We start from the raw sequence: 14,576 nt of genomic DNA, 5'->3' as shown, positions 1-14,576 counted from the left end.
CATACGAAACAAGCTGCTTTTGCTGCATGTTACGAGAACGCTTCATATGCGAGGAAAGAGCATTCGAATCACGCAAGGAGCTCCTGAACTACGCTCCTACGTCGCTATTCAGGATGACAAGTAACGTCTAACGATTGCTGTTACACACAACCCGCTTCCGTCTTTTCGGCTCTCTCTTCCGCTTTTTCGAGTTACGAGAAGCGCAGCGCCCTAGTAACAAGAAACGAATAACGAGTAACGAACCTTTAATCACAAAGAGCGAGACACTGCTGTCTTCGCTCTTTAGTTTAATCTGAGATTAAAAGCAATATTATGCTTCTTGTGGTGCTTGTTCAGCTTGTTGCTGTAGGTAGTTCATGAACAAAGCATCAAAGTTAACTGGAGCTAGGTTCAATTGTGGGAACGTACCTTTCACTACTAAACTAGAAACCGTTTCACGAGCGTATGGGAATAGGATGTTCGGGCAGAATGCACCTAGGCAATGTGCTAGTTGACCTTGTTCCATATTCTCAGCAGTGAAGATACCACCTTGCTGAATTTCACATAAGAAAGCCACTTCTTCAGCGTTTTTAACCGTAACGGTTAAGCGAAGAACCACTTCATAAACATTCTCACCTAACTCACGGCTTTGAGTGTCTAAGTCTAACTTCACATCAGGTTCCCATTCTTTTTGGAACATTTGTGGCGCTGTTGGTGCTTCAAAAGAAAGATCTTTCAGGAAGATACGTTGAATTGTGAAGTTCTGTTGTTCTTGAGGTGCTGCTTCAGCCATGATGGGTTTATCCTTATTAATTAAAATTGGTTTCTAGTTACTAGTTCCTGGTCCCTAGACAATGCGAAGCCATAAATAATGGTCACACGAGATAAGAGAGCACTTCGCTTCGAGTCACGGGAAAGCTTTTCCACGTAACCCAAAGCAATGTTTAAACTTTTCGCTTTTTGTCTTTTCCTAGAAACTAGGGACTAGCAACCTAGGGTCTAAATTACTTCTTACCTTTCTTACTTGCTGGCTTATCAGAAACCAAAGGTAAGTTATTTTCATTCCAAGCCGTCATACCGTTTTTCAGCATGTTCACTTTTTCAAAGCCGGCTTTCGCTAACAGGTTAGCACTTTCGTGTGATGTTTGACCTGTCTTGCATACCACAATGATTGGGGCTGCTTTGTATTTTTCAATGCTAGTAATGGCACCCGATTTAATTTCAGATGGCAAAATGTGAACTGAGCCCGCAATATGGCCACGTTTAAACTCATCGTTAGTGCGAATATCAATCACAACACCATCTTCACGGTTGATAAGATGCGTTAATTCACTGGCACCAATTGTTTTATATTTAGCGGTTGATGACTTAAAAATAGTCGCGATCAGAGCCGCTAACACCGCCACCCAAACTAAAGACAAAATCATGTTCTGTTGAAAAAAATCGATATATTCTTGCATGCCCTACACTCATAAATGCACTAGCTGGGAACATCCACAGCCAAATATTAGAAAGGCCAGAGTATAACGGGCAAAGCAGCGAGTGGCGAGAGTAAAGGTAGAAAAGACGATTTGGATAACAAAAAACTGAGAAGAAGTTCCTAGTCCCTAGTTTATTAGTTCCTAGAAAGAGCGATTCCGCGATCGCTTGCCATTACACGCTACTCGCTACCTTTTGTTGCGGGTTGCGCGAACGCTTCGCTTCGAGTTGCGAGGAACAGATAAAAGCGAAAGCGGTACGAAACAAACCATCATTCCAGACGAGCCTTAGCGAGAGCGGGAATATCATGCCGGGCGCTGTAAACTATTATGAACTTAACGATTCAGCGCGCTTTGAATAAATCCCCTATCTTCTTCGATTAGGCTCATGTAGGGGATGACGGTATTTTTGATTCTTCCTATCACTTTACTCGCCACACGCAACTCGAAACCATCTTTCACGCTTTCGGCTCCCAAGCGCGGCGTCCCCGCACCTCGGCTCTTTTCTGCTTTTCTGCTTTTCTGCTTTTCGCTTTTTGCTCTTCCACGCTACACGCAACTCGAAACTCGCCCCGCTCTACCACCTATTAATCTCATAGCTCAATTCGATTTTCATCTAGACTAATTATTAGGCATAATGCGCTCATAGCTTGAAAATTAGCACCAGATAAATGTGACACCAAAGGGATGAGACCAGTTAAATTGATCTTACCCTACAGTTTAGAGCGAAAATTGTAGTAAAATTACGCTCAGTTTAGATTCTAAATTAGAAGAATTTTTTAAATTAAACGAGGTTTGAACATGTCAAATAAAAAGCCAATGGCTCTAGTGATTCTTGATGGTTGGGGTTACCGCGAAGACAACAGCGACAACGCTATCGCAAATGCAAACACACCAGTACTTGATGGTCTATTTGCTAACCAACCAAATACCCTAATCTCTGCATCAGGTTTCGATGTTGGTTTACCTGACGGTCAAATGGGTAACTCTGAAGTGGGTCACACAAACATCGGTGCAGGCCGCGTGGTTTACCAAGACTTAACTCGTATTACGAAATCTATTGCTGACGGTGAGTTCAAAGACACTCCAGCGCTAGCAAATGCGATTGATAAAGCCGTAGCAGCAGACAAAGCAGTTCACATCATGGGGCTTATGTCTCCAGGTGGCGTACACAGCCATGAAGACCACATCTATGCGGCAGTACAAATGGCAGCCGAGCGTGGCGCTAAAAAAGTTTATGTTCACGCTTTTCTTGATGGTCGTGACACGCCGCCACGTAGCGCAAACCATTCACTACAACGCTTCCAAGATTTATTTGCTGAGTTAAACCTAGAAGAAGGCCGCATTGCGTCTTTAATTGGTCGTTACTTTGCAATGGACCGTGATAACAACTGGGATCGTGTACAGAAATCTTACGATCTATTAACTCAAGCGAAAGCGGAGTTCACTTTTGACTCTGCAACAGCAGGTCTTGAAGCAGCTTATGCTCGTGAAGAAAACGATGAGTTCGTTCAAGCGACTGAAATCCGTGCTGAAGGCCAAGCTAGTGCCGCTATTGTTGATGGTGATGCAGTTATCTTCATGAACTACCGGGCTGACCGTGCGCGTGAAATCACTCGTACTTTCGTACCTGATTTTAGCGACTTTGAGCGCGAAATTTTCCCAAGCATCGACTTTGTAATGCTGACTCAATACTCAGCAGACATTCCGCTACTTTGCGCATTCCCACCAGCATCACTAGAAAACACTTACGGTGAGTGGTTATCTAAATGCGGCAAAACTCAGCTACGTATTTCTGAAACGGAAAAATACGCACACGTTACTTTCTTCTTCAATGGCGGTAAAGAAAACGAATTTGAAGGCGAAGAGCGTCAATTAGTAGCTTCTCCAAAAGTCGCCACTTACGACATGCAACCTGAAATGAGTGCACCAGAGCTAACCGACAAGCTAGTCGCTGCTATCAAATCAGGTAAGTTTGATACTATCATCTGTAACTACCCGAATGGCGACATGGTTGGCCACACTGGTGTTTATGATGCAGCAGTAAAAGCTTGTGAAGCGGTAGATGAGTGCATCGGTCGTGTGGTTGAAGCGATTAAAGAAGTCGATGGTCAGCTATTAATCACTGCCGATCACGGTAATGCTGAAATGATGATCGATCCTGAAACAGGTGGCGTTCACACCGCTCACACCAATCTTCCTGTTCCACTAGTTTACGTGGGCAATAAAGATCTTGAGTTCAAACAAGGTGGTAAGCTATCAGATCTAGCACCAACTATGCTTGAATTAACCGGTATGGAAATCCCTGCAGAAATGACAGGTCAGGTTATTGTTAATCTAAAATAATCCCTATCAATTGTATGTTTGTCTGATATATCATTACCCTTCATCAGGCTTTCTATACAATTTGTACCCAAAGAATTGCCTTAACTTAGCTCTTCTTTTAGGTATAGAACAAGGCTCATCAACACGGTGAGCCTCATTCTTGGGAAATGTTTCATTTATGACAATAACTTCGTCAGTATCTCATTCAAGCGCCAGCTTACGGGTTTCGTTTTCTGGCGCTTTTCTCTGCGCTCTAGTTAGCTGTTTTTCTCTTTTCACCACTTTTGCATACTCAGCCTCTAAAGAAGAGTTAAAAGGTGTATCCGATGAAATATCTCGCCAAACCTCATCGCTAAGCTCTCAGCAAAAAAAACTAAACCAATTACAAAGCGAACTTAAAAAACACGAAGTTGCCATCTCAAAGCTAGGCCAAGAAATCCGCAGTAACGAACGAGAACTATCACAAGTTCAAGCCAACTTAACCGAATTAACCTCTCAAAAACGTCAGCTAGAACAAACTAAACAACAGCAAACTGATACGCTCGAACAACTCATCAAAACTTACTATCTCACCAGCCGTAGCAATAACCTGCCACAAATTATACAAGGTGGGGATGCTGAAAAGATGGACCGCATTAGTCAGTACTTTCAACACTTGGCTCAAGCACGAACTGAAGCAATTGAAGCTCTAGCAAAAACACAGAGTGAATTAACTGAAAAAGAGCAGCAACTTTCAGAAGAAGAAAACCGCCAATCTACCCTGCTTGCCAACAAAAAAGCCAAACGCGATGATTTGGTCAAAGCACAAAGCCAGCGTAAAGGTACTGTTAATAAAATTCAGGGCAACATTCGTAGCAACCAAAGTAAACTTGCCGAATTACGTCGCAACGAAAACCGCTTAAAAGCTGAAATAGCCAAAGCTGCCAAACGGAATATCTCTCCAATGAATGGTTTAGGCTCATACCGAGGTAAGCTTCCTTGGCCATTGAGAGGCAGTATTCTACATAACTACGGCACCTCCCAAAGCGGACAAATTACCTGGAAAGGGATCGTAATCAACGCCAAACAAGGCGAAGCAGTCAAAGCGGTACATTCAGGAAAAGTGGTATTTGCCGAGTGGCTACGTGGGTACGGTTTAGTACTTCTGATCGACCATGGTAAAGGTGATATGACATTATATGGCTATAACCAAACCTTATTGAAGAAAGATGGCGATCAGGTTGCAGCCGGAGAAACCATCGCACTTGCAGGTAACACAGGTGGCCAGTCTCGCCCTTCTTTATACTTTGAAATACGCCGAAATAGCCAAGCACAAAACCCGAGACGTTGGTTAAAGTAACCTATACCTACTATTAACAGTCTACAACGACCATCACTTGTCTATAGCCAAAGTGAGTGGAGTTGCAGTGAGATGACAAGTGAGCGAGACCTCATGAGCATAACTCGCCTATGTGATTGGGACGAATATACCCAAGTAACTTCAAGATGCGAGTTTCAGCAAGATTAAAACAAGTTTTAGGCAAGGCAAATTGAATATGATCATAGTGATTCTATCTCTATTTAATTTAACGCCGCATAAAGCTTGTTTTAACTTGCCCTTCGGGAGCTTCATCCATGCCTTTACACTGCGTCAGATTCGTTTGAAAGGTAGATTACATTCCTGTACGAATCTTTCTTGTTTAAAGACTTGGATGATAGCTCTGAATTCTGCATCTTGAAGTCACTTGGGTATAAACGTTGTCAACAAAGCTTCAGTTTCAAAGACGTAGGTTATATAAAATCGCCACCTTGTTTTATATAACCCCTTCTCTTTTAGTGTTTTTATTTCCACCCCATCAGCATATACTCAATTAAGTGATTTCATAGCCATTCATATTTTAGGTGAATACAACCTTATGCCTCAGCTAGATACGACTTTTTCTCGTTTAGAAGATGATGAACTAAAAGATAAACGTGTACAAACCAACATCTTAAAACGCTTTAGCCTCATTTGGATTGTGTTTAGTCTCGCTTGCTTAGGCTTAGGTGTTTATTGGTATAACACCTATACACAAAGCCTAGAAAATAAATTACTCGCACAAGAAGAAGCCTTTGTTGCGACAACTAAAAATGCTCTACAAAAAGAGATGAAGGTGCAACTCACCGTCTTACACATGGTGTCCAAATCTAAAGTCATTACTGATTATATGGACCACCCGACAGAACAAGACAGCAAAAATATCGCAACATTATTTTCTAACTTAACTCAAGCATTTCAATATTATGATCAAATTAGACTTTTTGATCTCCAAGGTAACGAACTGATTCGTGTCGATTATGATGACGACATTTCTACCCAGGCAAATGTTAGCCAATTACAAAACAAAAGCCTTCGATACTACTTTGAGGAATCATTATCCTTAAAACCTAAAGAGATTTATGTATCTAAAATGGATCTCAATGTAGAAAACGGCAACATCGAAATCCCTTATAAACCGACATTACGATTTGCGACCCAAGTGTTAGATAAAAATGGAAAGCCCATTGCCATCGTCATGCTCAACTATATGGCTAATGACCTACTTGAAAACTTTCGTCACCAAAGTAAATTACGTATTAATGGTCAGGGAATGATTATTGATGCTCAAGGCTATTGGTTAAGTAATCATGACCGTAGTAATGAATGGGGACATAGCCTAGGAGAGCCAGGAAAAGATTTCGAACAACGTTACCCACTAGCTTGGCCCGCTATTTCCGCTAATGACAGTGGATTACTAAAAACACGCAAAGGCTTATTCCGTTATCAAAATATTGAGCCATTGGATTTCAGTGCCATTGAAACGCCGGAACTTAACACTTTAACCTCACAAAGTTTTCCAGTGTCTGAAAGTTCCATCGCTAACACCAATTGGAAGTTAGTCATCTTCCTACCTAATGAAACGATTCATGAAAATTCACTTTTCTATAATCCGGTTTGGCAACTGATCTTATGCTTACTCTACTTCTTAAGCTCCCTGTTAATCTTTCTTTTGATTAGCTACTCAGAGCAGAAGAAATTTCGCCGTAAAAAGCACCGTCGCATCAGCGTTGAACTTCATGATTTATATGAAAATGCTCCTTGCGGTTACCATTCTTTAAATGACAATGGGATCATTACGCGTATCAACAATACCGAGCTGAAATGGCTTGGTTATGAACGTGATGAAGTGCTAGGGTATTCTTATAAAAAGTTCTTAACTCCTGCAAGCCAAGCCATATTTGATAAGTTCTTGACCACCTTAATCAATAAACAAAGCATTGAAAACGCAGTGCTTGAAATTCAAACTAAAAGTGGCAAAACCTTCTTTGCCTCAACCTCTGCTGTTGCCTTGCTGAATAAAGGTAATTTCGCTCTAGCACGCGCCTCAACATTTGATATTTCCGATCGCATTCAACTTGAAAAGCGCTTAGAATTTTTGGCTAATACCGATGTGTTAACCGGGATCAGCAACCGACGCCACTTCTTTGAACAAGTCGAACCATTATTTGAAACGACTCATCCTAAACCACTTTCATTATTAATGATGGATGTTGATCATTTCAAAAAGGTCAATGACAACTACGGTCATGACGCTGGTGATGTCGTTTTGAAGCACATCGCCAGCACCATTTCTCAACATTTAAAGCCTGATGATATTTTTGCTCGCTTAGGTGGGGAAGAGTTTGTTGTATTGTCTTCAATGGATAGGGAACAATCTACCTTACTTGCTGAAACAGTAAGAAAATCGATTGAGCAAGCCTCTATCTGTGTGACATCGACACTCACTTTGAAGATCACACTATCAATTGGCTTATCGACCCAACTCAACCATGAAGCTGATATTGATGAGATGCTTAAACAAGCCGACATTGCGCTTTATCAAGCGAAAGAAAATGGTAGGAATCGTGTAGAAGTGGTGGAATAGGAAGTAAAGTCTCTAGCCCCTAGTTTCTGGTTTTTAGGAAAAGCAAACAGCGATCGCTTTGCTTTTCTACGCTACACGCAACTCGAAACTCACCACTATCTTTTTAGCTCTTAAACCGTTTATCCATCGCCTGAATAAACAATTCAAGATCCTCAAGAGAAAGCGCATTAATTCCCGCGGCCGCACGTCTTCCACCACCAGTTTCAAACTGACCGCATACTTCATCGGCTCCTTCACGGCGATTTAATGGCGCTCGCACACTCACGGTATAAGTTGATTCATCTGGATTAAGTGTTACCACTGCACACGCTTTATCTGGCTCTTGGTTAGCAAGTTGATTACCAAATACCCCGCTAATACGGCGAGCCCAAGCTATATTTGGTAGCAAGTATATTTGGTAGTATTCCGAACTTTGATAAGGAGAAATAGACTGCAGTTGTTGGAAATCCGCTTGATAACCTGATTGCAGTGAATAAAAAATAGAATTGGGATCTTGTTGCAATACAAATGGATCGGGGAAAGGCAAAAGTGCTTGGAATAAATCGGCAGGAGCAACATGTAAATCATCCAAACTCGCACCATAACCATTGTAATTAAGCAAAGTGCCGAGCTCTTTTAAAAACGACACTTGGACTTCTGATAAGCCGCTTTGCGAAGATAGAGAAAGTGCTCGTTTGGTCATGTTATCACCAAAGGCACCAGCAATCGCCCAAGTCTGAAATTGCCCTTTTAAGTGCTGATTAATCAACAAACTGGTGCAAGTTTCAGAATCAAGATTAATTAAGGAAGTCAGATAAGGAGATTGTGGGATCTCACCACTTTGGTGATGGTCACAATAAAAGATTGGAATGCCACGCTCTAATAGACAGATTAGCGCAGATCGATTTTTATCGAGTGAGATATCTAAAACTGTTACCGAGGTAATGTCCGTTTTTTCTGCAACTTGAGATAACAACTGAATGTCGCGCTTCACACCCGTTATCAACTGGCTATCTTTAGGCTCTGCAAGACGTAATTGCAATAAAGCAATAATGCCATCCGCATCACCATTGAACACATCGTAATGCATGAAAATCCTTTTTAAAACAATGTTGCGAGTTGCGAGTTCCTCGTTCCTAGGAAAAGCGCTTTTAAGATCGCTTTGTTTTTACCAAATAAACCGTCATTCCTGCCGAGCCTTAACGAGAGCGGGAATCTACTCACCTAAAAATCCGTCATCCTTGAGGAGCCTAGGCGACATCAGGGATCTACTCATCACTCGTTGTAAATCCAATTGATTCAGCGCGCTTTAAGTAGATTCCGGATAGTTCGTCCCTCACTTCCAGAATGACGATTTTTTACTTTTGCTCCTTGGCTCTGCTCTTAGCTTTTCCACGCTACACGCAACTCGAAACACGCAACCATCTTTTTGCTTTTAGTCTGACCCAAACAAATCACGGGTATACACTTTATCTGCGACATCGGCTAGCTCTTCAACCATGCGGTTAGAAACAATTACATCAGACATTTGCGTAAATTCATTGAAGTCACGGATCACTCGTGAATTAAAGAAAGTCTCTTCCTTCATCACAGGCTCATAAATCACCACTTCAATGCCCTTCGCTTTCAAGCGCTTCATGATTCCTTGAATGCTTGAAGCACGGAAGTTATCCGAGCCAGCCTTCATAATTAAGCGATAAATTCCGACCACTTGTGGGTTACGACTCATAATAGAATCAGCCACAAAGTCTTTACGTGTACGGTTAGCATCCACAATCGCTCCGATAATATTATTCGGTACCGATTCATAGTTAGCCAATAATTGCTTAGTATCTTTCGGTAAACAATAACCACCATAACCAAACGACGGGTTGTTATAGTGAGTACCAATGCGAGGATCTAATCCAACCCCTTCAATGATCTGGCGAGAATCTAAACCATGAGCCTCTGCATAAGAATCAAGCTCATTAAAGTAAGCCACACGTAGAGCAAGGTAAGTATTCGAAAACAACTTAACTGCTTCTGCTTCAGTCGAGTTAGTAAACAAAACAGAAATATCTTGCTTCTCAGCACCTTCAACCAACAAATCAGCAAATAATTTCGCACGATCTGATTGCTCACCAACAATAATGCGTGATGGATGCAAGTTGTCATACAAAGCGCGACCTTCACGTAAAAATTCAGGTGAGAACATCAAATTCTCACATTGCATTTGTTTTTTAATCTCCGCTGTGTAACCCACTGGTACCGTTGATTTAATGACCATGACCGCATTCGGGTTAATAGCCATCACATCACGAATCACCGCTTCAACCGATGAAGTATTAAAGTAATTGGTTTGTGGGTCGTAATCGGTTGGGGTCGCAATCACCACATATTCAGCATCTTTATAGGCGGCTTCTTTATCTAACGTCGCAGTAAGATTGAGCTCTTTTTCCGCTAGAAACTGTTCAATCTCAGCATCAACGATCGGAGATTTTTTATTGTTAATCATCTCCACTTTTTCATGGATGATATCGACCGCAACTACCTCATGGTTTTGAGATAAAAGAACGGCATTTGATAGGCCAACATAGCCCGTACCTGCGATGGCGATTTTCATAATTTATCCCACAATAATAATTTTAAATTATATTTATCACTTGAATATGACATAACTATACATCAATCAAGAAGAGCTATACTTGCTAAAAAATACGAATCGCACATGTATCGTAGAAAGTATCCACGAGCAGTATTGGCTAATCTTTCGACTTTTCATTACTATCAATTTAGTATGTTATTTATATTAGGGTTAATAAAAATTAGTTATCAGATAATAGAGTATAAACTTAGTTTACTTACCATTGATAATATTAGTAATTGCATTGACATATTTCTGAATAACTATATCTTCATCAAACTCTTGTTCAACTTTACGCCGACTATTTAATCCAAACTCTACTCTTTTTGAGTAACTAAGCTTAGCCATTTTATCCATACATTTAGTAAGACTAACCGTATCTTGAGGCTCACATAAATAACCATTCACTTCGTGATCAACAGTCTCTTTACAGCCGACACTATTTGTCGTGATTATAGGTTTTCCCATTGCAGCAGCCTCCAATAAAGATTTTGGAACCCCCTCACGATAGAATGATGGCAATACAATACAGTCTATTTTTGCTATTTCTTCCTCTACTTTATCGGAAGTACCTAAGTACTTCACAATGCCTTCTTCATCCCATAATTTCATTTGTTCTTTTGATATTGCATTAGGATTATTAACATTTAAAAAACCAAGTAAGTAGAATTCAATATTTTCCCCATGTTCATTTTTTAGTGTGCGAGCTGCATCTACATAATGTTTTACACCTTTATCATAGAGCATCCTGGCTAACAATAAAAATCGCACTATACCATCATCTGGTGCAAGACTAACTTTAAACCTAGCAAGATCAACACCTGAACCAGGTAACCTTTCAGTATTGTTCATTGAGGCAATATTGTTACACCTAAACAATTCACGATCGTCTTCATTTTGAAAAAATATTTTCGTCGCTTTTCTTTGGCTTACTTTATATAGATACTTAGCAATTTTAGATGATATGGTTTCTTTAACAAACAATAAACCTAATCCTGCAATATTATTAATTGTTGGTACATTCAACATACTCGCAGCAATAGTACTATAAATATTATTTTTAGGCGTGAAATTTAACACACAGCTTACTCGTATTACTCTATAAACCCTAAAAAATGAAATAAGTGTTTTTAAATCTCTAAAAGGATTAGTACCGCCTGCATCAATATCAATTGATAAAAATTTAGCTCCAATCTCTTCTAGTTTATCTGAATACTCATCTTTAGGAGCTAGAGCAATTACATCATAACCCTCCTTAATTAAACGATAAATAGTATTTCTTCTAAAATTATAAAGATACCAACTAGAATTTGCACTGATCGCGATTCTTTTCATAATTAACCATTAATTTATGATCGGACTTAATTGCCACACAATAAAGTAACATAAGTAATTGAGTAACGCCCTGTGATGTAAACAAGTAAATATCTTTTAAGTTACCAATTATAAATGCCAACAGACAAATATAAAACATAAACTTATAAATCCTTTTCGATCCTGACATCACCACAGAAAGATATAATAATACCAACGCTAAAAAGAATAAAATCAAACCACTTAAGCCAGAATAATATATTATTTGAATAAAACCTAAATCACTATCAACAGAGGCTATATTAGAATGCCGACCATACACGCCATCCCCAAATAAAATATCTTTAGGAAATATGAACATTCTGGAATAATTACTATCAGAAAAGAAATTAATCAATTTATCAGTATCCTGAAAAAACTCAAATGCCCAGTTAATCAACACTGAAATATTATCGCCATAAGTAGAAATAACAACAATTAAAAACAAAAGAAACAAAGCACTCGATAAAATCAAAAGCTTTTTATTTATATATGAAAATTTATAAGGAAGAAATAAAGAGATCATCAGAACTGACAACATAAAAAAAACCCCTAAGCGACCAGATATAAAAATGCATAAAGCAAGTATTCCGATAGCTGAAAGATTCAATATCTTGCGTATATTGCTATCACCTTCTCGATACATCATCATTAAAATAATGACTAGTAATGAATTAAAAATAGATAGTATTGAACCGCCAAAATAAAAAAGCCCGGAACTTCTTCTACCAGATTCTATATGAACTAAATTTTTTGGATCAGTATCAACAATAAAATATAGAGCATCTGAAAAACTTGGCATCAATAATGTAACAATCATTATCAAACCATTAATACAACCAATATAAACAATTGTTTTTAATATTGCTTTCTTATAGTCTATATAATAAACCTTGTGAAGAAAAACCAAAAAAAATGATAAAAAACTCAATACAACTGATAAGAGTGAAACCTTTATTAAGGTCGTTTCAAATGTTGTATTTAATGAAGCGTAAAAAACACTAAAAACAACATATGACATACAAAACAGTGGTAAATATAGATCTTCCTTTGTAAAAACAAAACTTTTCCCAGTTATCCCACCATAAAAGCATATAAAAAATATTATCAAACCTGAAAAATAATATGTTGACACTCCAAACAGTGACATTGGAATTAGAAATAGAAGTGTAGCCAAAAACAAAAACAATCTAATTAGTTGATATATCATTATAGACTTTATCCCAAAATTCTTTGCGTCTCGTATTCAACATTTCAAAGTTATAATTTTTACTTTCTTCTAAACTTCTTTTAGATTCTTCAGCGTACACTTTTTTATTACTCAGCATAATTATTTTACGTGACAATGCTTTACTGTCATTTTTTGACACCAAGAAATTTTCGTGTACTAACTCAGGAATTCCTCCAACAGCTGTTCCTATAATAGGCAGGCTAACACTCATAGCTTCAATCATGGCCCTAGGTAGTCCTTCCTGAAGAGATGGTTGTATATAAATATCTTGATTTGATAACCAATTTAATACTTCTTCACCAGAAGATAAGCTACCACAGAAATTTACATAACTTTCAGTTTCAGGATATTTTTGTTGCCATTCACTCGATGAACCAGGCCCAAGAATATTTAAAATATAATGAATCCCTGATTCATTAAGTAACTTGGTAGATTCGATTGCTGTATCAATTCCTTTATGTGGTGATGATAGGGAACCAATTAGGGCTAAATGAATAGGGTCAACTTTATCGAGCGTCTTTATTTCAGAAGAGCCGGTATTACTTAATATCACATCAGATACACCGCTATTGAAGCCTTTCGTGGGGTATCGTTTTTGTAAAAATGAAGACGTAACGTAAGTAACGTAATCAGCGCCCATAGTCGCGGATCTATTCCTAAAGTAGTATAATGGAGCATATATTCTTCCTTGTAAGGAGCCGTAGTTCCATAAACCATCCCAAGGACAAGCTACAAATTCAATAGCATAAGGAATACCTAAATCTTTAGCTGCAGAAATAGCCAATAAACCAATTTCGCTTGGTAAGCGAGAAATTACTAGATCGAACCCTTTAATTATTTCTTTCATTAACTCCTTGTTATAGCTAAACTTTAAAAGTTCCTTAGGATTTGATAGGTTCTTAAATGGAGAAAAAGAAATGTAATCATTATTAATCAATTTTTCACTATCGTAATCAACTAATTCACTATCACATCTTGCAACTACTTTTATAGTATCAAAATAATCCAGATAAATTTCAAACATTGCTTTAGTGATTTTTCCATTAGAATAGAAGTTTTGATGTTCATCTAGCTTAAAACAATGGTCATGCGCAAATATTGCTTTCATATTATTTCACTTAGTTTAACGCTTTCTTTACTTTACTAGGCACTCCAGCAATTAAAACATTACCTTCAAAAGCCTTGTTAACTATTGAACCAGCTGCAACTACAGTACGATTACTGAGTGATGCACCCGCCAGTATCCGTACACCACACCCTATCCACACATCATCACCTATTGTTATCTTCTTTAAAACCAAAGGGTTATACTTTATTGGTGTTGTTATATCAGCCCAGGAATGTTCAAAACAAACAATTGATGAATTATGAGCGATAGAAACATTGTTTCCGATTTCTAATCCACCATTAGCATCAATAAAACAATTTTCATGTATAGATACATTATCTCCTAAAACCATATACTCTGGATTCTTAATTGTTACATTAGTTGCAATATATATATTATTACCTGATTTACTCAAAGTTCTTATGAGAATTAATCGAATAAAAATGCCAAGCCTCCATGGAATAAACCGAGATAAGTCATAAACTATACGCAAAATAAACTGAGGAAATAATCTAGTAATAAAGATGAAAACTTTTAATAATGGCTCTAAGAGAGAAAGTAAGTCGCGACCTTTCAT

At 38.5% G+C, this 14,576-nt stretch carries 11 protein-coding genes; 3 read left to right on the top strand and 8 right to left on the bottom strand.

What is annotated here, in order from left to right:
• Positions 1–310 precede the first annotated feature (310 nt).
• Both secB and QQJ93_RS00805 read right to left on the bottom strand, forming a co-directional pair.
• The gene (secB, locus tag QQJ93_RS00810) at positions 311–772 is read right to left on the bottom strand and encodes a protein-export chaperone SecB (protein WP_089124613.1); all 462 of its coding nucleotides are present in this window, start codon (positions 770–772) and stop codon (positions 311–313) included.
• Between the two features lie 211 nt (positions 773–983).
• On the bottom strand, positions 984–1,439 hold the full coding sequence (locus QQJ93_RS00805) for a rhodanese-like domain-containing protein (RefSeq protein WP_089124614.1): 456 nt from the start codon (positions 1,437–1,439) through the stop codon (positions 984–986).
• A gap of 819 nt (positions 1,440–2,258) precedes the next feature.
• Here QQJ93_RS00805 and gpmM point away from each other — a divergent pair.
• The 3 genes from gpmM (at position 2,259) to QQJ93_RS00790 (ending at position 7,705) form a co-directional block, all read left to right on the top strand.
• Positions 2,259–3,803, top strand: coding sequence for a 2,3-bisphosphoglycerate-independent phosphoglycerate mutase (gpmM, locus tag QQJ93_RS00800; RefSeq protein ID WP_089124615.1), 1,545 nt, complete (start codon positions 2,259–2,261; stop codon positions 3,801–3,803).
• Between the two features lie 157 nt (positions 3,804–3,960).
• Entirely contained in the window at positions 3,961–5,121 is a 1,161-nt protein-coding gene (locus QQJ93_RS00795) for a murein hydrolase activator EnvC family protein (RefSeq protein WP_089124616.1), read from the top strand.
• Positions 5,122–5,677: 556 nt separating this feature from the next.
• Entirely contained in the window at positions 5,678–7,705 is a 2,028-nt protein-coding gene (locus QQJ93_RS00790; RefSeq protein WP_089124617.1) for a sensor domain-containing diguanylate cyclase, read from the top strand.
• Positions 7,706–7,808: 103 nt separating this feature from the next.
• On the opposite strand, the gene QQJ93_RS00785 is transcribed toward QQJ93_RS00790, so the two are convergent.
• The 6 genes from QQJ93_RS00785 to QQJ93_RS00760 form a co-directional block, all read right to left on the bottom strand.
• A complete protein-coding gene (locus QQJ93_RS00785) occupies positions 7,809–8,774 on the bottom strand; it encodes a DHH family phosphoesterase (protein WP_089124618.1) in 966 nt (321 codons plus the stop codon).
• Between the two features lie 345 nt (positions 8,775–9,119).
• The gene (locus QQJ93_RS00780; RefSeq protein ID WP_089124619.1) at positions 9,120–10,286 is read right to left on the bottom strand and encodes a nucleotide sugar dehydrogenase; all 1,167 of its coding nucleotides are present in this window, start codon (positions 10,284–10,286) and stop codon (positions 9,120–9,122) included.
• Between the two features lie 234 nt (positions 10,287–10,520).
• Positions 10,521–11,642: a glycosyltransferase family 4 protein gene (locus QQJ93_RS00775; protein ID WP_089124620.1), complete on the bottom strand. Its 1,122-nt coding sequence runs from the start codon at positions 11,640–11,642 to the stop codon at positions 10,521–10,523.
• On the bottom strand, positions 11,611–12,480 hold the full coding sequence (locus QQJ93_RS00770; RefSeq protein ID WP_145981757.1) for a hypothetical protein: 870 nt from the start codon (positions 12,478–12,480) through the stop codon (positions 11,611–11,613). Before QQJ93_RS00770 ends, QQJ93_RS00775 begins: the two co-directional genes overlap by 32 nt.
• A 370-nt stretch (positions 12,481–12,850) precedes the next feature.
• Complete coding sequence (locus tag QQJ93_RS00765) at positions 12,851–13,999, bottom strand: glycosyltransferase (RefSeq protein ID WP_089124622.1); 1,149 nt, start codon at positions 13,997–13,999, stop codon at positions 12,851–12,853.
• A gap of 10 nt (positions 14,000–14,009) precedes the next feature.
• Positions 14,010–14,576, bottom strand: coding sequence for an acyltransferase (locus QQJ93_RS00760; RefSeq protein WP_089124623.1), 567 nt, complete (start codon positions 14,574–14,576; stop codon positions 14,010–14,012).

It is taken from the genome of Vibrio algivorus (assembly GCF_030161215.1).
In the GTDB taxonomy this organism is placed as follows: domain Bacteria; phylum Pseudomonadota; class Gammaproteobacteria; order Enterobacterales; family Vibrionaceae; genus Vibrio; species Vibrio algivorus.
This window is presented reverse-complemented; position numbering and strand designations above follow the sequence as displayed.

Excerpts from the sequence above, each read along its gene's own strand:
- QQJ93_RS00780 (WP_089124619.1), bottom strand. The coding sequence starts at position 10,286 with ATGAAAATCGCCATCGCAGGTACGGGCTATGTTGGCCTATCAAATGCC.
- secB (WP_089124613.1), bottom strand. The coding sequence starts at position 772 with ATGGCTGAAGCAGCACCTCAAGAACAACAGAACTTCACAATTCAACGT.
- QQJ93_RS00785 (WP_089124618.1), bottom strand. The coding sequence starts at position 8,774 with ATGCATTACGATGTGTTCAATGGTGATGCGGATGGCATTATTGCTTTA.
- QQJ93_RS00790 (WP_089124617.1), top strand. The coding sequence starts at position 5,678 with ATGCCTCAGCTAGATACGACTTTTTCTCGTTTAGAAGATGATGAACTA.
- QQJ93_RS00805 (WP_089124614.1), bottom strand. The coding sequence starts at position 1,439 with ATGCAAGAATATATCGATTTTTTTCAACAGAACATGATTTTGTCTTTA.
- QQJ93_RS00765 (WP_089124622.1), bottom strand. The coding sequence starts at position 13,999 with ATGAAAGCAATATTTGCGCATGACCATTGTTTTAAGCTAGATGAACAT.
- QQJ93_RS00770 (WP_145981757.1), bottom strand. The coding sequence starts at position 12,480 with ATGATTGTTACATTATTGATGCCAAGTTTTTCAGATGCTCTATATTTT.
- QQJ93_RS00775 (WP_089124620.1), bottom strand. The coding sequence starts at position 11,642 with ATGAAAAGAATCGCGATCAGTGCAAATTCTAGTTGGTATCTTTATAAT.
- QQJ93_RS00795 (WP_089124616.1), top strand. The coding sequence starts at position 3,961 with ATGACAATAACTTCGTCAGTATCTCATTCAAGCGCCAGCTTACGGGTT.
- QQJ93_RS00760 (WP_089124623.1), bottom strand. The coding sequence starts at position 14,576 with ATGAAAGGTCGCGACTTACTTTCTCTCTTAGAGCCATTATTAAAAGTT.
- gpmM (WP_089124615.1), top strand. The coding sequence starts at position 2,259 with ATGTCAAATAAAAAGCCAATGGCTCTAGTGATTCTTGATGGTTGGGGT.